Source organism: Paracoccus alcaliphilus (genome assembly GCF_028553725.1).
GTDB classification, from domain to species: Bacteria; Pseudomonadota; Alphaproteobacteria; order Rhodobacterales; family Rhodobacteraceae; genus Paracoccus; species Paracoccus alcaliphilus.
In genome coordinates, this window is record NZ_CP067124.1 from 2540258 (window position 1) to 2560305 (window position 20048).

General features: G+C 64.7%; 16 protein-coding genes and 3 pseudogenes. 13 read left to right on the forward strand and 6 right to left on the reverse strand.

All coding sequences use genetic code 11. The features are described from left to right. The first annotated feature begins 47 nt into the window (after positions 1-47). The 8 genes and pseudogenes from fabZ to JHW40_RS13180 form a co-directional block, all read left to right on the forward strand. Positions 48-527, forward strand: coding sequence for a 3-hydroxyacyl-ACP dehydratase FabZ (fabZ, locus tag JHW40_RS13145; protein WP_090616691.1), 480 nt, complete (start codon positions 48-50; stop codon positions 525-527). Then, complete coding sequence (gene lpxA / locus JHW40_RS13150) at positions 520-1308, forward strand: acyl-ACP--UDP-N-acetylglucosamine O-acyltransferase (RefSeq protein ID WP_090616693.1); 789 nt, start codon at positions 520-522, stop codon at positions 1306-1308. The genes fabZ and lpxA overlap by 8 nt, the downstream gene beginning before the upstream one ends. Further along, entirely contained in the window at positions 1305-2117 is an 813-nt protein-coding gene (locus tag JHW40_RS13155) for an LpxI family protein (RefSeq protein ID WP_090616695.1), read from the forward strand. Before lpxA ends, JHW40_RS13155 begins: the two co-directional genes overlap by 4 nt. A gap of 43 nt (positions 2118-2160) precedes the next feature. Then, complete coding sequence (gene lpxB, locus JHW40_RS13160; protein WP_090616697.1) at positions 2161-3312, forward strand: lipid-A-disaccharide synthase; 1152 nt, start codon at positions 2161-2163, stop codon at positions 3310-3312. Between the two features lie 74 nt (positions 3313-3386). Further along, a complete protein-coding gene (purM, locus tag JHW40_RS13165; RefSeq protein WP_090616715.1) occupies positions 3387-4427 on the forward strand; it encodes a phosphoribosylformylglycinamidine cyclo-ligase in 1041 nt (346 codons plus the stop codon). After that, positions 4424-5011, forward strand: a complete 588-nt coding sequence (purN, locus tag JHW40_RS13170) for a phosphoribosylglycinamide formyltransferase (RefSeq protein ID WP_090616699.1) — start codon at positions 4424-4426, stop codon at positions 5009-5011. Before purM ends, purN begins: the two co-directional genes overlap by 4 nt. A 241-nt stretch (positions 5012-5252) precedes the next feature. Continuing rightward, positions 5253-6223 (forward strand): annotated as a pseudogene (locus JHW40_RS13175) (IS5 family transposase). Positions 6224-6676: 453 nt separating this feature from the next. Further along, a pseudogene (locus JHW40_RS13180) lies at positions 6677-7297 on the forward strand (IS3 family transposase); the annotation flags it as partial. Positions 7298-7549: 252 nt separating this feature from the next. On the opposite strand, the gene JHW40_RS13185 reads toward JHW40_RS13180, so the two are convergent. The 5 genes from JHW40_RS13185 to JHW40_RS13205 all read right to left on the reverse strand — a co-directional run bounded on the left by JHW40_RS13185 (position 7550) and on the right by JHW40_RS13205 (position 13107). Next, positions 7550-8023, reverse strand: coding sequence for a CinA family protein (locus tag JHW40_RS13185; RefSeq protein ID WP_090614146.1), 474 nt, complete (start codon positions 8021-8023; stop codon positions 7550-7552). Beyond that, positions 8020-8511, reverse strand: coding sequence for a phosphatidylglycerophosphatase A family protein (locus JHW40_RS13190; RefSeq protein WP_090614143.1), 492 nt, complete (start codon positions 8509-8511; stop codon positions 8020-8022). Before JHW40_RS13190 ends, JHW40_RS13185 begins: the two co-directional genes overlap by 4 nt. A gap of 3 nt (positions 8512-8514) precedes the next feature. Further along, entirely contained in the window at positions 8515-9663 is a 1149-nt protein-coding gene (locus JHW40_RS13195) for a bifunctional 2-C-methyl-D-erythritol 4-phosphate cytidylyltransferase/2-C-methyl-D-erythritol 2,4-cyclodiphosphate synthase (RefSeq protein WP_090614141.1), read from the reverse strand. Next, positions 9660-11840, reverse strand: a complete 2181-nt coding sequence (gene purL, locus JHW40_RS13200; protein WP_090614138.1) for a phosphoribosylformylglycinamidine synthase subunit PurL — start codon at positions 11838-11840, stop codon at positions 9660-9662. Before purL ends, JHW40_RS13195 begins: the two co-directional genes overlap by 4 nt. A 361-nt stretch (positions 11841-12201) precedes the next feature. After that, complete coding sequence (locus JHW40_RS13205; RefSeq protein ID WP_090614136.1) at positions 12202-13107, reverse strand: LysR family transcriptional regulator; 906 nt, start codon at positions 13105-13107, stop codon at positions 12202-12204. Positions 13108-13268: 161 nt separating this feature from the next. Between JHW40_RS13205 and JHW40_RS13210 the strand changes: the two genes are divergently transcribed. From JHW40_RS13210 to JHW40_RS24030, 5 genes and pseudogenes are all read left to right on the forward strand, one after another. Next, a complete protein-coding gene (locus tag JHW40_RS13210) occupies positions 13269-16658 on the forward strand; it encodes an indolepyruvate ferredoxin oxidoreductase family protein (RefSeq protein ID WP_090614133.1) in 3390 nt (1129 codons plus the stop codon). A 65-nt stretch (positions 16659-16723) separates the two neighbouring features. Beyond that, the gene (locus tag JHW40_RS13215) at positions 16724-17536 is read left to right on the forward strand and encodes a glutamate racemase (RefSeq protein ID WP_090614130.1); all 813 of its coding nucleotides are present in this window, start codon (positions 16724-16726) and stop codon (positions 17534-17536) included. 18 nt (positions 17537-17554) lie between these two features. Further along, positions 17555-18004, forward strand: a complete 450-nt coding sequence (ccmE, locus tag JHW40_RS13220) for a cytochrome c maturation protein CcmE (RefSeq protein ID WP_090614166.1) — start codon at positions 17555-17557, stop codon at positions 18002-18004. Between the two features lie 92 nt (positions 18005-18096). Continuing rightward, positions 18097-18708 carry a holin-associated N-acetylmuramidase gene (locus tag JHW40_RS13225; protein ID WP_090614127.1) on the forward strand — a complete coding sequence of 204 codons (612 nt, stop codon included), beginning with the start codon at positions 18097-18099 and terminating at the stop codon, positions 18706-18708. 95 nt (positions 18709-18803) lie between these two features. Next, a pseudogene (locus JHW40_RS24030) lies at positions 18804-19013 on the forward strand (3TM-type holin); the annotation flags it as partial. Between the two features lie 212 nt (positions 19014-19225). Here the strand turns inward: JHW40_RS24030 and JHW40_RS13235 are convergent. After that, positions 19226-19996, reverse strand: a complete 771-nt coding sequence (locus tag JHW40_RS13235; protein WP_090614124.1) for an enoyl-CoA hydratase-related protein — start codon at positions 19994-19996, stop codon at positions 19226-19228. Between the last annotated feature and the right edge of the window lie 52 nt (positions 19997-20048).

Sequence of the window (20048 nt, forward strand, 5' to 3'; positions counted from 1 at the left end):
GGGGTTAGGCATTGGTAACCCGTCGAAAACCGCGTGAAGGAACGGACATGGCAGAAGCATCGCGTGAGTCAGCCCCCTATACCGAGGCCGATCTGCGTCTCATCAAGCGGATCCTTCCGCATCGCTATCCCTTTCTGTTCATCGACAAGGTGCGCGATATCGTGCCCTTCGAGTCCGGGGTGGGCATCAAGAACGTCACCAGCAACGAGCCGCATTTTCAGGGGCATTTCCCGAATGAGCCGGTGATGCCGGGCGTCACCATCATCGAGGCGATGGCGCAGACCTCGGCCGTGGTGGTGGGCGTCAGCATGAATATCATCGATGCCGATCTGGCCACCTATTTCATGGGCATCGACAAGTGCAAGTTCCGCCGCATGGTGGTGCCGGGCGACGTGCTGGAGCTGCATGTCAAGGCGGTTCGCGGCGGTGGCAAGATCTGGAAATTCGAAGGTCAGGCGCTGGTTGACGGCCATGTTTGCGCCTCGGCGGAATTCACCGCGATGATGGCGAAGAAGGCCGATGACTGACAGCCGCATCCATCCCTCGGCAGTGATCGAACCCGGGGCGCAGATCGGCGCGGGGGTCGAGATCGGCCCGTTCTGCGTTGTCGGCGCGCAGGTCTCGCTGGCGGCGGGGGTGGTGCTGAAATCGCATGTCGTCGTGACCGGTGAAACCGTGGTGGGGCCGGACACGGTGATCTTTCCCTTCGCCTCGATCGGGGAAATCCCGCAGGACTTGAAATTCCGCGGCGAACGTGCGCGGCTGGAAATCGGCGCGCGCAACCGCATCCGCGAATATGTGACGATGAACCCCGGAACCGAAGGCGGCGGCGGCGTCACCCGTGTTGGCGATGACGGGCTATTCATGGCGGGGGCGCATGTCGCCCATGACTGCCAGATCGGCAACAAGGTGATTCTGGTCAACAATGCCTCGGTCGCGGGTCATTGCATCCTTGAGGACGAGGTGATCGTCGGCGGGTTGTCCGGCGTGCATCAGTTCGTGCGCATCGGACGCGGTGCGATGATCGGCGCGGTGACGATGGTGACGGCGGATGTGATCCCCTATGGTCTGGTGCAGGGGCCGCGCGGCCATCTGGACGGGCTGAATCTTGTCGGGCTGAAGCGTCGGGGCGCGGGCCGGGCCGAGATCGCCGCGCTGCGCGATCTGCTGCATGCGCTTGGCGGCGGCTCGTTCCGCGATACCGCGCGAAGCCGGGCCGGTGATGAGGTCTCGCCGATGGAACGCGACGTGCTGGATTTCATCCTTGGCCCGTCCGAACGCAGCTTCCTCGCGCCGAAACCCGCATGAGCCGGATTGCCGTCATCGCCGGGCAGGGCGCGCTGGCCGCCGCCGTTATTGCCGAACTGGATCAGCCGCTGGTCTATGCGCTGGAGGGGTTCGCGCCCGAAGGGGTCGATGCCACCGATTTCCGGCTGGAGCGTCTGATGCCCTTTCTGGATCATCTGACCGATCAGGGAGTCGGACAGGTGATCTTTGCCGGCGCGATCCGCCGCCCCCGGCTGGACCCCAAACTGTTCGACCCGCGCACCGTGCAACTGGTGCCCCGGATCATGATGGCGATGCAGTCGGGCGACGATGCGGCGCTGCGGGCAGTCCTCGACGTGTTCGAGGAAAACGATCTCAAGATTTGTTCTGTATCGGAAATCGCCCCGGCCCTGATCGCCGACAGCGGTGTCCTGACCGGTCAGCCCACCGATGCCGATCAAAGCGACGCCGAACGCGGCGCGGCCATTCTGGCGGTGACCGGGCCGCTGGACGTGGGTCAGGGGGTGGTCGTCGCGCAGGGCCAGTGCCTTGCCATAGAGACCCTGCCGGGGACCGAGGCGATGCTGGCTTTCGCCGCGCGGCACGCCGATCTGCGGCCCAATCGGAACGGCGCGCGCGGGGTATTCTACAAGGCGCCGAAACCGGGGCAGGACCGGCGCATCGACCTGCCGACCCTTGGTCCCGACAGCGTGACCCAGGCCGCCGCCGCCGGTCTGGCAGGGATCGTATGGGAGGCGGGCGGCGTTATCCTGCTGGACCGGGCCGAAACGATCCGCCGGGCCGAGGCGGCGGGCATGTTCCTGTGGGCGCGTCCGGCATCGGAACTTTGACCGGGCCGCGTGGCCTTGTCTTTTGCACAGACCGAGAGGCGACATGAAGTTCTTTCTGATCGCGGGCGAACCTTCGGGCGACCAACTGGGTGCCGCGCTGATGGCGGGGTTGCGGCAATTGCTGCCGGATGTGCGGTTCTGCGGCATCGGCGGCCCGCTGATGATGGCCGAGGGCATGGAAAGCCTGTTCCCGATGGACGAGCTGAGCCTGATGGGCATCTGGGAAATCATCCCGAAATACCGGCACCTCAAGCGCCGGATCGCCGAGACCGCGCAAGCCGTTCAGGATCAGGTGCCCGATGCGCTGATTACCATCGACAGCCCCGATTTCTGCCTGCGCGTGGCGCGGCTGGTACGGGCGGCGCAGCCCGATCTGCGCACCATCCACTATGTCGCGCCTTCGGTCTGGGCATGGCGTCCGGGGCGGGCCAGCCGCATGGCCGAGGTGATCGACCATGTTCTGGCGCTGCTGCCCTTCGAGCCTCCGTTCATGCAGGCCGCCGGAATGACCTGCGATTTCGTCGGCCATCCCATTGCCACCCAGCCCATCGCCGGACGCGACGAGGCCGCGCAGTTCCGCACCGACCACGGCATTGCCACCGATGCACCGGTCGTGCTGTGCCTGCCCGGCTCGCGCAGGTCCGAGGTCGGGCGTCTGGCCGTCCGCTTTGACGAGGCGCTGATGCGGCTGCGCGACCGGGTGCCCGAAATCCGCGTCGTGCTGCCCACGGTTCCGGGCGTGTCGCAGATGGTGCGCGAAATGTCACGGCGCTGGCCGGTCCCGCCGGTGGTGGTCGAGGATCCGGCCCACAAACGCGCCGCATTCGCGGCGGCGGATCTGGCGCTGGCGGCCTCTGGCACGGTCAGTCTGGAACTGGCCGCCAACCGGGTGCCGATGGTGATCGGCTATGACATGGCGTTTCTCAGCCGGTTGCTGATCGGCATGTTGCTGAAGACCGATACCGTGACGCTGGTCAATCTGGTCAGTGAAACCCGCGCCGTGCCCGAATTTCTGGGCCGCAATTGCCAGCCCGGCCCGCTGGCTACCGCGCTTCAGGCCACGCTTGAGGATATGTCGGCCCGCAAGGCGCAGTTGGACGCGATGGACCTGACCATGCAGCGGCTAGGCCGTGGCGGCGAGGCGCCGGGCCTGCGTGCGGCGCGCTCGGTCATCGCGGCGGTCACACGGGGCTGATTGCAACGCGCATGGGCGTTGCCTGCAACCGGCGCTTGGGCTATCGGGGGCGCAGCATTCAGCCGGGGGCCGCCATGACGAAGAACGGGATCAGCTATCGCGATGCAGGCGTCGATATCGACGCGGGAAATGCGCTGGTCGAACGGATCAAACCCGCTGCGGCGGCGACAAGGCGCCCGGGCGTGATGGACGCGCTTGGCGGCTTTGGCGCGCTGTTCGATCCGCGCGCGGCGGGCTATGACGATCCGGTTCTGGTGGCCGCGACCGATGGGGTCGGCACCAAGCTGCGCATCGCCATCGACACCGGCCATCTTGACGGGATCGGTCAGGATCTGGTCGCCATGTGCGTCAATGATCTGGTGTGTCAGGGGGCAGAGCCGTTGTTCTTCCTTGACTATTTCGCCACCGGTAAATTGTCGGTGGATGAGGGCGCCCGCGTCGTCGAAGGCATCGCGCGCGGCTGTCAGGCGGCGGGCTGTGCGCTGATCGGCGGCGAGACGGCCGAGATGCCGGGCATGTATCACGACGGCGATTTCGACCTTGCCGGTTTCGCGGTCGGCGCCATGCAGCGCGGCACGGCGCTGCCGTCAGGCGTGGTCGCGGGCGATGTGCTGCTGGGTCTGGCCTCGGACGGGGTGCATTCCAACGGCTATTCGCTGGTGCGCAAGGTGGCGGAACGCGCGGGCCTTGGCTGGGACGCGGATTCGCCCTTTGGCGAGGGCTCTCTGGGGCAGGGGCTGCTGGTGCCGACGCGGCTTTATGTGAAGCCGGCGCTGGCGGCGATCCGCGCGGGCGGCGTTCACGCGCTGGCCCATGTCACCGGCGGCGGCATCACCGAGAACCTGCCGCGCGTGTTGCCCGAAGGTCTGGGGGCCGAGATCGACCTTGGCGCATGGGCGCTGCCGCCGGTCTTCGGCTGGCTGGCGCAGGCGGGCGGCATCGATCAGGCCGAGATGCTGAAGACCTTCAACAGCGGCATCGGCATGATCCTGTCGGTCGCCGCCGACCGCGCCGATGCAATCGCCGCGCTGCTGGCCGATCAGGGCGAGACGGTCCACCGTCTGGGCCATGTCGCGGCGGGAGAGGGCGTGCGCTACAGCGGGACGCTTGGGTGAAGCGCGTCGCGATCCTGATTTCGGGCGGCGGATCGAACATGCTCCGCCTGATCGAGAGCATGACCGGCGATCATCCTGCCCGTCCGGTGCTGGTGGCTTCGAACGATCCATCCGCCGCCGGCCTGGCCCACGCCGCCGCGCTGGATGTGCCGACCGCCGCCGTTGACCACCGCGATTTCCCCCGCGACCGCGCGGGTTTCGAATCCGCGCTGCTGGAGCCGCTGCTGGCCGCGCAGCCGGACATCATCTGCCTTGCCGGTTTCATGCGCATCCTGACCGATGGTTTCGTGCGCCGGTTTCAGGGGCGGATGCTGAATATCCACCCGTCGCTTCTGCCGAAATATCCCGGCCTCGACACCCATGCCCGCGCCATCGCCGCAGGCGACGCCGAGGCAGGGGCCACGGTGCATCTGGTCACGCCGGAGCTGGACGCCGGCCCGATCCTCGGCCAGACCCGCGTGCCGATCCTGCCCGGCGACACGCCGGAAACACTGGCCGCACGGGTGCTGGTGCAGGAACACCGGCTGTATCCGGCGGTGCTGCGACACTTCGCGAAGGGACAGGGCGAGGCAGTCCTGTTGTAAATGGATCCGCTGCACCTGCGGGTCCGCTAGATCGGCAGCGAGAACGATGTCGAAGTCATCCGCGGCGTACTGTCGAGCGGCCATGTCCGAGGCAGCGGATCGGGCAGGAACAGTGCAAGCGTTGCAGTCAGATAGGTTCGCCCTGAGGTTGTGAGAGAGTTTTTGGGTTCTCGAGGGCGTTGTTGCACAAGCCTGACGGCAAGTGATTCACTTTGCGGATCCATGCCGTTAGACGCGCTGCATGAGCAAGCCATCACCCGCCCGCTATCGCACGACGAACTGGTCCAGCTACAACGCATCGCTGCGCAAGCGGGGGTCGCTGCTGATCTGGGTGGACACGGACATAACCTGGCTTGCGCCGCGTGATGGGAGGCCTGGGAGGCCAGCGGTGTTTTCCGATGCGGCGATACAGTTCTGCCTGTCGATCAAGGTCCTGTTCAAGCTGCCGCTTCGCCAGATCGAGCCAGGTTCCGCCACTGGTTCGAGGAACCTTGGCGAGGCGGGATGGTGGCGAGCCTGCTGAAGCTGGCGGGGCTGGACTGGCCGGTGCCTGACTTTTCCACGCTGTGCCGCCGACAGAAGACCCTGGCCGTGCAGATCCCCTATCGCCGCGCCGACGGGCCGCTCAACCTGCTGGTCGACAGCACGGGCATCAAGTTCCTCGGCGACGGCGAATGGCAGGCGCGCAAGCACGGGGTGCAGGGGCGGCGCCAATGGCGCAAGGTGCATCTGGCGATGGACCCGGCCACGTCCGACATCCGCGCGGTGGAATTCACCCCTGGCCGCGACGGCGACAGCCCCGTTCTGCCCGACCTGCTCGGCCAGATCCCGGCGGACGAGAAGATCGGCACGGTCACCGCCGACGGCGCCTATGACACGCGCCGCTGCCACACCGCTATCCTCGCGCGTGAGGCCACCCCGATCATTCCGATCCGCAAGAACGGGCGGCTGTGGAAGGAAGATTGCCCGGCGGCACGCGCCCGAAACGACACCCTGCGCGCCACCCGACATTACGGTCGGGCTTTCTGGAAACGTTGGACTGGATACCACGCCCGCAGCCGGATCGAGGCGAGGATGCGCTGCCTGAAATCCTTCGGCGAACGCATCATGGCGAGAGACCCGGATCGCCAGACCGCCGAAGTCCACATCCGCGTCGCACTCATGAACCGCTTCAACGCCCTCGGCACAGCCGACATCGTCCGCCTAGCCTGAGTTGAGTGGGGGAAGGGGCAGTCACGCCTCAAGCGATAGTTGCGCAACAACGCCGTTCTCGAGGTTAGGTTCAGACGGGTTATTCGGCTTGGACCCCGCTCCCCATCCCGGACGTCATGAATGCTGCGCTTCGAGCTGATGGTAGGACGTGGTCGGTGTGAAGCAGCCACAAGCATCAGGAAAGGAAGCGCAGCATGAAGCACTTTTCCGGATTGGATGTATCGGTAAATGAGACCTCGAACTGCATCGTTGATGAGGATGGGCGGATCTGCCGGGAGCTGAAAGTTGGTCCGTTGTCCCAATGGCTGTTCGAGGGCCTGGCCAAGGTCAACCTTCCGGCGATCTGCATGCAGACGCGCCACGCCAAGGCTTTCCAATTTCGGGCTCAAGGTGGGGATTGTTGGTGCGGGAGGCCTTCCCCCAGCTGCATCGCAAGGTCTTGGGCATTGTCAGGGACAACGCCGCGTTGGCCGTCTGATGCGCCAGAGCGGCATCAAGGTACTCCGCAGCCGCAATCTCAAGCGCACCACTGACGGCGATCATGACTTCAACATTCTGCCGAACCTTTTGCAGCAGGTTTTCACGGCGAGCGGGCCGAACCAGAAATGGGCCGGAGACATCACCTATGTCTGGACGCGCGAGGGCTGGATCTATCTGGCGGTCATCATCGACCTGTTCTCAAGGCGGGTTGAGGATTGGGCGATCAGCAACCGGATGAAGCAGGATCTGACGATCCGGGCGCTGAACATGGCAATTGCGCTGCGTAAACCGTCGCCAGGATGCATTCATCATACGGATCGTGGATCGCAATACTGCGCCCATGATTGCCAGAAGCTTCTGCGCCGACATGGGTTCAAGGCATTGATGAGAGGCAAAGGTAATTGCTACGACAACTCTGCCGTCGAAAGCTTCTTCAAATCGCTGAAGGCCTAACTGGTCTGGCGCCGCGACTGGCACACCCGGCGAGAGGTTGAGATTGCCTTCTTCGAATACATCAACGGCTTTTACAACCCGCGACGCAAACACTCAGCCTTGGGCTGGAAATCACCCGTGGCCTTCGAACAAAGGGCCGCCAAACATGAGCGCCTCCCAAAATGGATTGTGGCGATCCCGCCTTGGCACATCAATGCCGTCGGGGGAGGTTACAGAATCAGTGTTTTGGCAACACGAAAGGCTTTCATAGCGCCTTGGGCTATCGGCCACTGGTCGCGGAAACCATCGACCTGATGGACCATAGGCCAGTCATGTACTTTCAAACTGGACCACTCGGATGGGTATGATCGGTTTCGCATAGTTTTTTGAATCGCGGGCTGGGGACAATGCGATCTAGCCCCGGCGCAGCCCGTCCATCAACAGTTGCAAGGCGTGTTCGACCGTTGCGGCGCGGACGCGGTGGCGGCCGATGGCGCCGAATTCGACGGTCTCGGTCCGGGTGCCGAAGGGTTGGGCGATGCCGAAACAGACCCGGCCCTCGGGCTTGTGTTCCGATCCGCCCGGCCCGGCAATGCCGGTGACCGAAACCGCGATTCCGGCCGCGGATTGACGCAGCGCGCCAGCCGCCATCTCCATCGCGACCTCTTCGCTGACGGCGCCGTGGGCCTGCAGCGTGTCGGGGCGGACGCCCAGCATGTCCTGCTTGGCACTGTTGGAATAGGTGATGAACCCGCGGTCCACGGCATCGGATGATCCCGGCACCTCGGTCAGCGCCGCAACGATCAGCCCGCCGGTGCAGCTTTCTGCGGTGGCGATCATCACGCCGCGTGCGCGGGCGGCGTCGAGGACGTCGGCGGCAAGGCTCACATCAGCAATCCATGTGAAATTCCCGCCGCTATCATCGTCGCGATACCGGCGAAAAGTCCAGCCCAAAGATCGTCCAGCATGACGCCATGGACGCCACCTTCGCGGTCGGCGCGGCCCACCAGCCAGGGTTTCCAGATATCGAACAGCCTGAAGAAGATCAGCGCCGCCACCCAGCCGGGATAGGGGAAGCTGTCGGCGGGCAGGCCCATATACCAGAAGCCGAAGGACGGAAAGCACAGCGCCAGCCACTGGCCCGCGACCTCGTCGATGACGATTTCACTGCGGTCGGGGTCCTCCATCCCGGCGGTATAGCGTCTGACGACCCAGAACCCGAGCGCGGTGACCAGCAGCGTCGCGACCAGCAGCAGCGGGAAATGCCCCAACCGGTGGATCAACACGCCCAGACCCACGGCCACGACCGAGGCCCATGTCCCCGGCGCGGGCTTGAGCAGTCCGACGCCGAACCATGTCGCAAGAACCCTGTCCATCGATTACTCCTTGATCAGGGTGACGGTGGCGATCGAGGCGATCCCCTCGCGCCGCCCGGTAAAGCCCAGCCGTTCGGATGTGGTGGCCTTGACGCTGATCCGGTCGGGCGCAAGTTCGATGATTTCGGCCAGCCGCGCCTGCATGGCACCTGCATGGGGGCCGATCTTCGGGGCCTCGCAGATCAGCGTGACATCGGCATTGCCGATCCTGAAGCCATGTGCGCGGGCAAGATCCGCGGCGTGGCGCAAAAAGATCGCGCTGTCGGCACCCTTCCATTGCGGGTCCGAGGGCGGGAAATGGCGGCCGATATCGCCTGCGGCCAGCGCGCCATAGATGGCGTCGGTCAGCGCATGCATGCCGACATCGGCATCGGAATGGCCCATAAGCCCGGCCTCATGCGCGATCCGCACGCCGCAAAGCGTCACATGATCGCCCGGCCCGAAAGCGTGAACGTCATAGCCATTGCCCAGACGGATATCCATCGCAGCCCCCAGCAGTTTTTCCGCCCGTGCGAAATCGCCGGGCCATGTGATCTTGAGATTGTCTTCGTCGCCCTGCGTGATGACGATGTCCAGCCCGGCCTTGCGGGCCAGTTCCACATCGTCGGCAGCGTCGTCGGGGTGGAGCCGGTGCGCTTTGGATATTTGTTCACCAGAGAAACCCTGCGGGGTTTGCGCGCGGTAAAGCCCGTCGCGCGAGGCGGTGCCGGTGACGGTGCCGTTGTCACCGCGCCACAGCGCATCGGTGACGGGCAGGGCGGGGGCGGCGGCCCGGGCGCCCGCCTGCAGCGCGTCGATCACGCCCTGGATGACCGCGTCGCTGACAAGGGGGCGGGCGCCGTCATGGATCAGGACATGGGTGATGTCGCTGCCCTCCAGCGTGTCCAGCGCGGCGCGGACGCTGGCGGCGCGGGTCTCTCCGCCGGTGACGATGGTGACGGGGCCTGCGAATTCGGCGATGGCGCGGGCCATGTCATCGGGATGGACGACCAGCACCACCCGGTCGAAGCCCGCGAAGGCGTCCAGCGCGCGGGCCAGAACGCTGCGCCCGACCAGATCGCGCCATTGCTTGGGCTCGTCACCGCCGGCGCGGCTGCCGCGACCGGCGGCGGTGACGATGGCCGCATAGCCTTTCGGGGCGCGGACCGTCATGCGTGGTCGGGCATATCGCCCCTGATCGCCGTCGCAAAGGCGCTGCGGTAAAGCTGCGACAGTTCGGCCAGATCGCCCGCGTCCTGTCCCATCTGCACCGCCATACCGCCAAAGCTGCCGACCTGCGTCAGCGGAACGCCCGCCTTTTCGGCAGCCGCCAGAAGCGCGGCCGCGCCATCCGCGTTGCAGGCCAGCAGATAGCGGGCCTGATCCTCTCCGAACAGTTGCGCGATATCGTCGCTGTCGAGGCGCAGCCCGATGCCTGCGGCCTCGGCCATCTCGAAGGCGGCCAGCGCCAGACCGCCATCGCTGAGATCGGTGGCCGAGGTCACATGCGCGCGGTTTTCACGCAGGAATTCACCGTGCAGACGTTCGGCCGTCAGGTCCACATGCGGGGCGTCGCCCGCTTCGATGCCGAATGCCTCGGCGGCGAGGGCCGACTGACCCAGATGGCCGCGTGTTTCGCCAATGACCAGCGCCACGTCGCCTTCCGAAGGCAGGCCGGCGATCAGCAGCGACAGATCCTTAATCAGGCCCACGCCGCCGATGGTGGGGGTGGGCAGGATGCCGGTGCCGTCGGTTTCGTTATAAAGCGAGACATTGCCCGACACGATGGGGAAATCCAGCGCCGCGCAGGCCTCGCCGATGCCCTTGATCGCGCCCACCAGCTGGCCCATGATTTCGGGCTTTTCGGGATTGCCGAAATTCAGGTTGTCGGTGGTGGCAAGGGGCAGCGCGCCGACGGCGGTGAGGTTGCGATACGCCTCGGCCACGGCCTGCTTGCCGCCCTCATAGGGATTGGCCCGGACATAGCGCGGGGTCACGTCGCTGGTGAAGGCCAGCGCCTTTTGCGTGCCGTGAACCCGCACCACGCCCGCGCCCATGCCGGGGCGGCGGATCGTATCGGCGCCCACCTGGGTGTCGTATTGATGCCAGACCCATGACTTGTGGGCATGGTTGGGGCTGCCGATCAGGGCTTTCAGCGCCTTGACCGGCGTGATCGGGGGCAGGGCGGGCATGTCGCCTGCCGCAGGGGTTTCGACCCAGGGACGGTCATATTCCGGCGCGCTGGAGCTGAGTTTCGACAGCGGCAGGTCGGCCATGACCTCGTTGCCATGCAGGATCAGGAAACGATCCTCGGCGATGGTTTCGCCGACGATGGCGAAGTCGAGATCCCATTTCTCGAAGATCGCGCGGGCTTCGGCCTCTTTCTCGGGCTTCAGCACCATCAGCATGCGTTCCTGGGATTCGGACAGCATCATCTCGTAGGCGGTCATGCCGGTTTCGCGCTGCGGGACGTGGTCGAGGATCAGCCTGATGCCCAGACCGCCCTTGTCGCCCATTTCCACGGCGGAACAGGTCAGACCCGCCGCGCCCATGTCCTGAATCGAGATGACAGAATCCGTCTGCATCAGTTCAAGGCAGGCTTCCAGCAGGCACTTCTCGGTGAACGGATCGCCGACCTGCACGGTGGGGCGCTTTTCCTCGATCGTGTCGTCGAATTCGGCGCTGGCCATGGTCGCGCCGCCGACGCCGTCTCGGCCGGTTTTCGCGCCCAGATAGACCACTGGCATGCCGATGCCCGACGCCGCCGAATAGAAGATCTTGTCCGCATCGGCCAGACCCGCAGCAAAAGCGTTCACAAGGCAGTTGCCGTCATACGAGCGATGGAAACGCACCTCTCCGCCCACGTTCGGCACACCGAAAGCATTGCCATAGGCGCCGATCCCCTCGACCACGCCCTTGACCAGATGCGGGGTCTTGGGATGTTCGGGGCGGCCAAAGGACAGCGCATCCATCGCCGCGATGGGGCGCGCGCCCATGGTGAACACATCGCGCAGGATGCCGCCGACGCCGGTCGCGGCGCCCTGATGCGGCTCGATATAGCTGGGGTGGTTGTGGCTCTCCATCTTGAAGACCACCGCCTGACCATCGCCGATATCGACGACGCCCGCATTCTCGCCGGGGCCGCAGATCACCTGCGGGCCGGTCGTGGGCAGGGTGCGCAGCCATTTCTTCGAGGACTTGTAGGAACAATGCTCGTTCCACATGGCGCTGAAGATGCCAAGCTCGGTGAATGTCGGTTCGCGCCCGATGATTTGCAGGATGCGGTCGTATTCGTCCGGCTTCAGCCCGTGCGCGGCGATCAGGTCCGGGGTGATCGTCGGTTCCTGCATGTCTGGCCCTTCCTGCCCGTGGAGTCTGGCGCCTTGTAAGTGCTGGCGCCTCGCATGGGAAGGGGCTGGTGCGTTTGGCGCGCGCTTTGCCCGAAGCGGTCGCGCGGACCGGATATGCGGGCAAAAAAAAGCCGGGCACTAAGCCCGGCCTAAGTCCAACAGGGAGGTTGAAGGTGATGAACCGCTAAGCTTTCCACCGCCTTCGAAGCCTGATTTATGTGCAGGCTATGAACTATTCAAGGAATATAGTGTCGCACTTGCAGCATAGCGGCCATGCAGTTACCGAATGGCTGCAAAATCCTGCCAAAACAACGCTGAAAACCCGACCAAAGTCGTAAGGACGGTACCGGAATTGCGACCTTTAGCTGCCCCGGATTTCGCTTTGTGCGCGGCGATAGGCCTGGATTTCCTCCAGCACGAATTCGCGGAACACGGCGACGCGGCGGGTCTGGCGCAGCTCTTCGGGATAGGCGATGAAAACCGGCACCTCGCCCGACTCGATTTCGGGCAGCACGCGAATCAACCGGCCGTGGTCGGCGGTCAGGTAATCGGGCAGCACGCCGATGCCGATATTGGCCAGCACCCCTTGCAGCACGCCGAAATAATTATTCACTGTCAGCATGGTCGAGATGTTCTGCGCCAGCAGTTCCTGCACCAGCCGGGCACCCGCGGCGACCTGCGGCTGGTCGGTTTTCTGGCAGATCAGCCGGTGCGAGGCCAGTTCAGTCAGCGACTGCGGCATCCCCGCCTTTTCCAGATATTCGGGCGAGGCATAAAGACGCATGCGGATGTTCAGCAGGCGGCGGCGGATCAGGTCGGACTGGCTGGGCTCTTTCATGCGAATGGCCACGTCGGCCTCTCGCATGGGCAGGTCCAGCACGCGCTCCTCAAGGATCAGGTCGATCTTGAGGTCGGGATATTTCTCATACAGCTTGACCAGACGCGGGGCCAGCCACAGCGTGCCAAAGCCAACCGTCGCCGTGACCTTCAATTCGCCGAAGACATGTTCTTCGCTGTCGCGGATACGCGCGGCGGCGCCGTCCAGCTTGCGGGTCATCGACATCGTCGCCTCGAACAGCAATTCGCCCTGTTCGGTCAGGATCAGCCCGCGCGCGTGGCGGTGAAACAGCGTTGTCCCAAGTGATTCTTCCAGCGCGCGGATCTGCCGGCTGACCGCCGATTGCGACAGATGCAGCGTGTCGCCGGCATGCGTCAGGCTGCCCGCGTCGGCGACCGCGTGAAATATTCTGAGCTTGTCCCAGTCCATTGTTGTAATAATCCTGCCTTGGCAGCCATGCATTTTTTGCAACCCTATCCTGACAGGCGCTATCAGGCAAGATGCTGCGTTGCGGCGACGAATATTCTTTGTCGGTCAGCAATTCTGACCTACAATGGATGAAAGGCCAGTAATTCTTGGGGAGGACCGGGATGAGCAAGCAGGAATTCACGCTGTCGGACCGCTTTGACCTGACAAAGGCCCACGTTCTTTTGAACGGGACGCAGGCGCTGGTGCGGCTGATGCTGATGCAGGCGGCACGCGATGAACGGGCGGGGCTGAACACGGCGGGGCTGGTCACCGGCTATCGCGGCAGCCCGCTTGGCGGCGTCGATCTGGCGATGATGCGCGAAAGTGACCGGTTGGCGCAGGCCAATGTGCTGTTCCAGCCCGGCCTGAACGAGGATCTGGCCGCCACCGCGCTGTGGGGCAGCCAGCAGGCCGAGTTGCGCGGCGAGGGCAGATATGACGGCGTTTTCGGGCTGTGGTATGGCAAGGGGCCGGGGATCGACCGTTCGGGCGATGTGATGCGCCACGCCAATATGGCGGGGTCGTCGAAACATGGCGGCGTCATCATGGCGATGGGCGACGACCATACGGGCGAAAGCTCGACCGTGCTGCATCAGTCGGACTGGGCGATGGTGGATGCCTATATCCCGGTGCTGTCGCCCGCAGGGGTGCAGGAAATTCTGGATTATGGGCTTTATGCCTATGCCTTGTCACGGTTTTCTGGCCTTTGGGCCGGGTTGAAGGTGATGAAGGACACGGTCGAGGCCACCGCTGTCGTCAATGGCGATCCCTTCCGGCTGAACTTCACCCGCCCCGATTTCGACCTGCCCGATGGCGGGTTGAACATCCGGCTGGGCGATACGCCGATCGCGCAGGAAGCGCGGATGATCGACCACAAGCGATGGGCCGCCGAGGCATTTTCCCGCGCCAACATGCTGGATCGCCGGATCTGGGGCAAGCCGGGCGCCAAGATCGGCTTTGTCGCGGCGGGCAAGAACTGGCTGGATCTGGTCCACGCGCTGTCGCTGCTGGGCATCGACGAGGCCGAGGCCGAACGGCTGGGGCTGACCACCTACAAGGTCGGGCAGACATGGCCTCTGGATATGAAGTCCATGCAGGAATGGTCTGAAAATCTTGAACTTATCGTCTGCGTCGAGGAAAAACGCAAACTGATCGAGGTGCAACTGAAAGAGGCGATCTTCGACAATCGCCACGGCCGCCGCGTCCACGGCTGGAAGCACGATCTGAGCGGCGCGGAACTGTTCCCAACCCGCTATGCGCTGGACCCGGTGATGATCGCCCAGAAGATCGGCGCCGTGCTGATCGAGGAAGGGCGCGGCACCGATGGCATCCGCGCCGGGCTGGAGCGTCTGAACGAGGTGCGACGCAATGACAACGCACCTGAAATATCGACCAGAACCCCTTGGTTTTGTTCTGGTTGTCCGCATAACAGCTCGACCCGTCTGCCCGAAGGCAGCCGTGCCTATGCCGGTATCGGTTGTCACTATATGGTGCAATGGATGGGCCGGGACACGCAGGGTTTCACCCATATGGGCGGCGAGGGCGCGAACTGGGTCGGAGAAGCACCATTCAGCAAAAGAAACCATGTTTTCCAGAATCTTGGCGATGGAACCTATAACCATTCGGGGATTCTGGCGATCCGGGCGGCGCTGGCTGCGGGCACCAACATCACCTATAAGGTGCTGTATAACGACGCGGTGGCGATGACCGGCGGGCAGCCGAACGAGGGCGGGCTCAGCGCGCCGCAGATCGCACGGGAACTGGTTGCGATGGGCGTCGATCCGGTCGTCGTGGTCTTTGACGAAAAGGAAGAGATCGACCCCGAGGCCTTCCCGAAAGGCCTGCGGATCGAGGAACGCGCGCAGCTGATGGAGGTCCAGCGCGATCTAGAAACCTCGCCCGGCGTCAGCGCGATCCTCTATGTCCAGACCTGTGCTGCGGAAAAACGTCGCCGCCGCAAGAAGGGGCAGTTTCCCGATCCCGACCGTCGCATCTGGATCAATCCCGAGGTCTGCGAGGGCTGCGGCGATTGCGGCATCCAGTCGAACTGCGTGTCGGTGGTGCCGCTGGACACCGAACTGGGCCGCAAGCGCCAGATCGACCAGTCCAGTTGCAACAAGGACTACTCCTGCGTGAACGGCTTTTGCCCCAGCTTCGTCTCGGTTCGGGGGGGCAAGTTGCGCAAGCCCAGCCCCGAGGCGTTCGATCTGCCCGATCTGCCCGCGCCTGCGCTGCCCGCGATCAGCGGCACGCATAACATCGTCGTCACCGGCGTGGGCGGCACCGGCGTCGTGACCATCGGCGCGGTTCTGGCGCAGGCCGCGCATATCGACGGCAAGGGCGCAGGCATGATGGAGATGGCCGGGCTGGCCCAGAAGGGCGGCGCGGTCCATATCCACCTGCGGCTGGCCAACGCCCCCGAGGACATCAGCGCCATCCGCGTCGCCGTGGGCGAGGCCGATTGCATCATCGGCGGCGATCTGGTGGTGTCGGCGGGCGCGAAAACCATCGGGCTGATGACCACGGGGCGTACCGGCGCGGTGGTCAACGATCACGAGATCATCACCGGCGATTTCACCCGTTTCCGCGATTTTCAGGTGCCGACCGACAGGCTGCGCATGTCGTTGCAGGCGCGTCTGGGTGATCGGGTGGCGTTTTTCGACGCCAATGATCTGGCGCAGCGGATGTTGGGCGATTCTATCTATGCCAATATGCTGGTGCTGGGTGCCTGCTGGCAGCAGGGGCTGATTCCGCTGAGCCATGAGGCGATCATGGACGCGATCCGCCTGAATGGGGCCAAGGTCGCGGAAAACCAGCGCGCTTTCCAGATCGGACGTTGGGCGATGGCCTTTCCCGAACAGACCCACAAACCCGCCGGGGTGACGCAACTGCCGCCCGATCCGGTCGCCTATCGAGAGGCGCGGCTGGTCGAATATCAGGGCAGGCGGCTGGCGCGGCGCTTTCGCAAGCTGGTCGCGCAGGCCCCGGAACCGCTGCGCGACAGCGTGGCGCGGGGTTATTACAAGCTGCTGGCCTATAAGGACGAATACGAGGTCGCGCGGCTGCACCTGTCCACCGCGGATCAGATCGGGCGGATATGGGAAGGCGCGCCGCAGCTGTCCTTCCATCTGGCGCCGCCCTTCATGTCCGGCACCGATGCGCTGGGTCGCCCGAAAAAGCGCGAATTCGGCCCGTGGATGTTGAAGGCGTTCCGGGTGCTGGCGGCAATGAAGGGCTTGCGTGGCACGCCGCTGGACCCGTTCGGCCGCAGCCCCGAGCGTCGCCGTGAAAGGGCGATGATCCGCGAATACGAGGCCGATATGGCCGAAATCTTCGCCTCGGTCAGTGATGCGACCATGCCGCTGGCGATCGAACTGGCAGAGCTGCCGCTGACCGTGCGTGGCTATGGCCCGGTCAAGGACGAGGCCGCCGATCTTGCCGCGCGGCGTCGCGATGAACTGCTGGCCCAGTTCCGTGGCGGCCATGCACCCATCCGTGAAGCCGCCGAATGATCTATGTCATTTTCAAATGTCGCGCAGCGGCCTAGAAGAACCTGCGCGACAGAAGGAATGGCGATATGGCGGTTGGGATCTTTGATTCGGGGCTGGGTGGTCTGACGGTGCATCAGGCCATTGCCGCGCGCCTGCCTGATCTGCCGCTGGTCTATCTGGGCGACAATGCCCATGCCCCTTATGGGGTTCGCACCTCGGACGACATTTTCGATCTGACCTGCAGGGGCGTCGAACGCCTGTGGGCCGAAGGTTGTGATCTGGTGATCCTTGCCTGCAACACCGCCAGCGCCGCCGCTTTGAAGCGGATGCAGGAAACCTGGCTGCCCGAAAACAAGCGGGTTCTGGGCGTTTTCGTCCCGATGATCGAGGCGCTGACCGAGCGCCGCTGGGGCGACAATTCCCCGCCGCGAGAGGTCGCGGTCAAGCATATCGCGCTGTTCGCCACCCCCGCCACCGTCGCCAGCCGCGCGTTTCAGCGTGAACTGGCCTTCCGCGCCGTGGGTGTCGATGTCGAGGCGCAACCCTGCGGCGGGGTCGTGGACGCCATCGAGCAGGGCGACGAAATTCTGGCCGAGGCGCTGGTGACCTCTCATGTCGAGGCTTTGATGCGCCGGATGCCTTATCCCGAGGCGGCGATTCTGGGCTGCACACATTATCCCTTTGTCGAGGCTGCTTTCCAGCGCGCTTTGGGCGATGATGTAAGGGTCTATTCGCAGGCGGGACTGGTCGCCGAAAGCCTTGCCGACTATCTTCAGCGTCGGCCGGAATTCGTCGGACCGGGCGCGGAAGCGAAGTTTCTGACGACGGGCGACCCCCAGCGGGTATCGGGCAAGGCGACGCAATTCCTGCGCCGCGCCTTCCGCTTCGAGGCAGCATGAGGTGATGTGATGGCGGGAATGAAATCATTGAAGAAACGGCGCCGCGTTCAGGTTCTGGCCGCCGCCGCCGTGGCGCTGCTGATCGCGGTGGTGCTGATCGGATATGGATTTCGCGACGGCATCAACCTTTACCGCTCGCCCTCGCAGGTGACCGAGGCCATGCCCGACCCTGACGAGTATTTCCAGCTGGGCGGACTGGTCAAGGATGGCTCGATCGTCGAACGCGACGGGGTCCGGTTCGATTTCGTCATCACCGACGGGGTGGCGGAAATCCCGGTCAGCTATACCGGGGCCGAGCCGCGCCCGGACCTGTTCACCGAAGGGCAGGGCACCATCGCCAAGGGTTGGTACCGCAATGGCCGCTTCGAGGCGCGCGACCTGCTGGCCAAGCATGACGAGAATTACATGCCGCGCGAGGTGATCGACACGCTGAAGGCCACAGGCGTTTACGAGGAACCCACGACCTGACCCCGGCAACGCACGGCGGGTTAACGAAAGGTTAACCGGCCCGCGCCACCCTTGGGCGCTCCGCCATTCCGGCGGGGTGCAAAGGGGGTATCATGCAAAGCGTGGAAGAGATCGCGGCGGGGATCGTGGCGCGTGAGGGGGGCTATGTCGATGATCCGGACGATCCGGGCGGGGCGACCAATTTCGGCGTGACCATCGGAACGATGAAGACGCTGGGGCTGGATCTGAACCGCGACGGGCGCATCGACAAGCAGGATGTGCGGGCGCTGACACGGACGCAGGCGCAGCAGATATTCGTCGAGCATTACTTCACCCGACCGCGTCTGGCCGAACTGCCGCAGATGGTACATGCCAGCGTTTTCGACATGTATGTCAACGCCGGAACCAATGCGGTCAAGATCCTGCAACGGCTGATCACCCGCATGGGATTCGCCGCGACCGCCGACGGCATTGTCGGGCCGAACACCATCGCCGCCGCCCATGATGCGGGTCGTGCCGCGCCGCTGCATCTGGCTGATGCCTATGGGATCGCGCGGCGTAACTATTACTATGCGCTGGCCGATCAGCGCCCGGCCAGCCGCAAATATGCCCGCACCAAGGCAGGCGGCAAGGGCGGCTGGATCACCCGGGCCGAGGAATTCATCGCCCCGCGCTACCACCTGACCGAGGCCGAACATCGCGAAAGGACCGCCAAATGGGCCTGATCGACCGATTTCTGGGCGCCGCGCCCACCGTCACCGCGCTTGGCAGCGCCGCATCTGGCATGGCCGAGGTCTTTACCCGTAACGCCACAAGGCAGATGGAGCTGAACGAAGAGGCTTATGCCCGTGCCATGGTCCAGATGGGGCAGGAGTTCCAGCAGGTCAGGCCCGGGTTCTTCGACTGTTTCGTCAATGGGCTGAACAGGCTGCCCCGACCGGTTCTGACATTGGGCACGTTGGGGCTGTTCGTCTATGCGATGGTCGAGCCTTTCGGCTTCAGCGTCAGGATGGAAGGGTTGCAGACCGTGCCCGAGCCGTTGTGGTGGCTGTTGGGCGCGATCGTCAGCTTCTATTTCGGGGCGCGAGAGGCGCATTATTTCCGCGACCGGGTCTGGACCCCACGCCCGGCACCTGCCGCCACGGTGGCACCCGCCGGGGCGACCGTGGCGCGGCCGGACGATGATTTCGCCGACAATGCGGCGCTGCGCGACTGGCTGAACAGTCTGCACGATCAGGCGGATCAGCGCCCCCGAAACCGGGGTTTGCGCTTTTCCAGAAAGGCCGTGACGCCCTCGGTGAAATCCGCGCTGCGTCCGGCCTGCCCCTGCAATTCGGCCTCAAGCGCCAGTTGCGCATCCAGATCATTGCCGGAACTGGCCCGCAAGGCGCGGCGGATCGCTCGGTATGCCAGCGTCGGTCCCTGCGCCAGATGCCGCGCCCGCGTGCTGACGCCCTCGGCAAAATCCTCATCCGGCAGGGCCTGCCAGATCAGGCCCCAATCGGCGGCCTGCCGCGCCGGGACGGCATCGGCGAACAGCATCATCCCCGCCGCGCGCGCCATGCCGATGGCGCGGGGAATGGCCCATGTCCCGCCCGCATCCGGGATGAGCCCGATGCGGGTGAATGCCTGAATGAACTGGGCGCTTTCGATGGCAATCACCACATCGGCCACCAGCGCCAGATTGGCCCCGGCACCCGCCGCCACGCCATTGACCGCCGCAATCACCGGCACCGGGCAATCCACCACCGCACGCAGCATCGGTTCATATTCGCGCCGCAGCGTGCCCTCCAGATCCTGCGCCGCCGCCGCATCGGTCAGATCCTGACCCGAACAGAAGGCCCGGCCCTCGCCGGTCATCACCACGCAGCGGGTATCGGATGACAGCCCGGTCAGTGCCGTGACGATCTCGGCCCGCATCTGGCTGTTCAGCGCGTTCATCACCTGCGGACGATTCAGGGTCAGCGTGGCGACGCCGTCGTTTTCGCTGAACAGGATGGTCTCGAATCCCATGATCTTCCCCCTCTTTTGCCGCCATGATGCCGTAAAATGCAGCGGGGGAAAG

What these genes read in the sequence shown, in the direction of transcription:
- fabZ (WP_090616691.1), top strand. Translation starts at nt 48, where the DNA reads ATGGCAGAAGCATCGCGTGAGTCAGCCCCCTATACCGAGGCCGATCTG.
- lpxA (WP_090616693.1), top strand. Translation starts at nt 520, where the DNA reads ATGACTGACAGCCGCATCCATCCCTCGGCAGTGATCGAACCCGGGGCG.
- JHW40_RS13155 (WP_090616695.1), top strand. Translation starts at nt 1,305, where the DNA reads ATGAGCCGGATTGCCGTCATCGCCGGGCAGGGCGCGCTGGCCGCCGCC.
- lpxB (WP_090616697.1), top strand. Translation starts at nt 2,161, where the DNA reads ATGAAGTTCTTTCTGATCGCGGGCGAACCTTCGGGCGACCAACTGGGT.
- purM (WP_090616715.1), top strand. Translation starts at nt 3,387, where the DNA reads ATGACGAAGAACGGGATCAGCTATCGCGATGCAGGCGTCGATATCGAC.
- JHW40_RS13190 (WP_090614143.1), bottom strand. Translation starts at nt 8,511, where the DNA reads ATGGACAGGGTTCTTGCGACATGGTTCGGCGTCGGACTGCTCAAGCCC.
- JHW40_RS13195 (WP_090614141.1), bottom strand. Translation starts at nt 9,663, where the DNA reads ATGACGGTCCGCGCCCCGAAAGGCTATGCGGCCATCGTCACCGCCGCC.
- purL (WP_090614138.1), bottom strand. Translation starts at nt 11,840, where the DNA reads ATGCAGGAACCGACGATCACCCCGGACCTGATCGCCGCGCACGGGCTG.
- JHW40_RS13205 (WP_090614136.1), bottom strand. Translation starts at nt 13,107, where the DNA reads ATGGACTGGGACAAGCTCAGAATATTTCACGCGGTCGCCGACGCGGGC.
- JHW40_RS13210 (WP_090614133.1), top strand. Translation starts at nt 13,269, where the DNA reads ATGAGCAAGCAGGAATTCACGCTGTCGGACCGCTTTGACCTGACAAAG.
- JHW40_RS13215 (WP_090614130.1), top strand. Translation starts at nt 16,724, where the DNA reads ATGGCGGTTGGGATCTTTGATTCGGGGCTGGGTGGTCTGACGGTGCAT.
- ccmE (WP_090614166.1), top strand. Translation starts at nt 17,555, where the DNA reads ATGAAATCATTGAAGAAACGGCGCCGCGTTCAGGTTCTGGCCGCCGCC.
- JHW40_RS13225 (WP_090614127.1), top strand. Translation starts at nt 18,097, where the DNA reads ATGCAAAGCGTGGAAGAGATCGCGGCGGGGATCGTGGCGCGTGAGGGG.
- JHW40_RS13235 (WP_090614124.1), bottom strand. Translation starts at nt 19,996, where the DNA reads ATGGGATTCGAGACCATCCTGTTCAGCGAAAACGACGGCGTCGCCACG.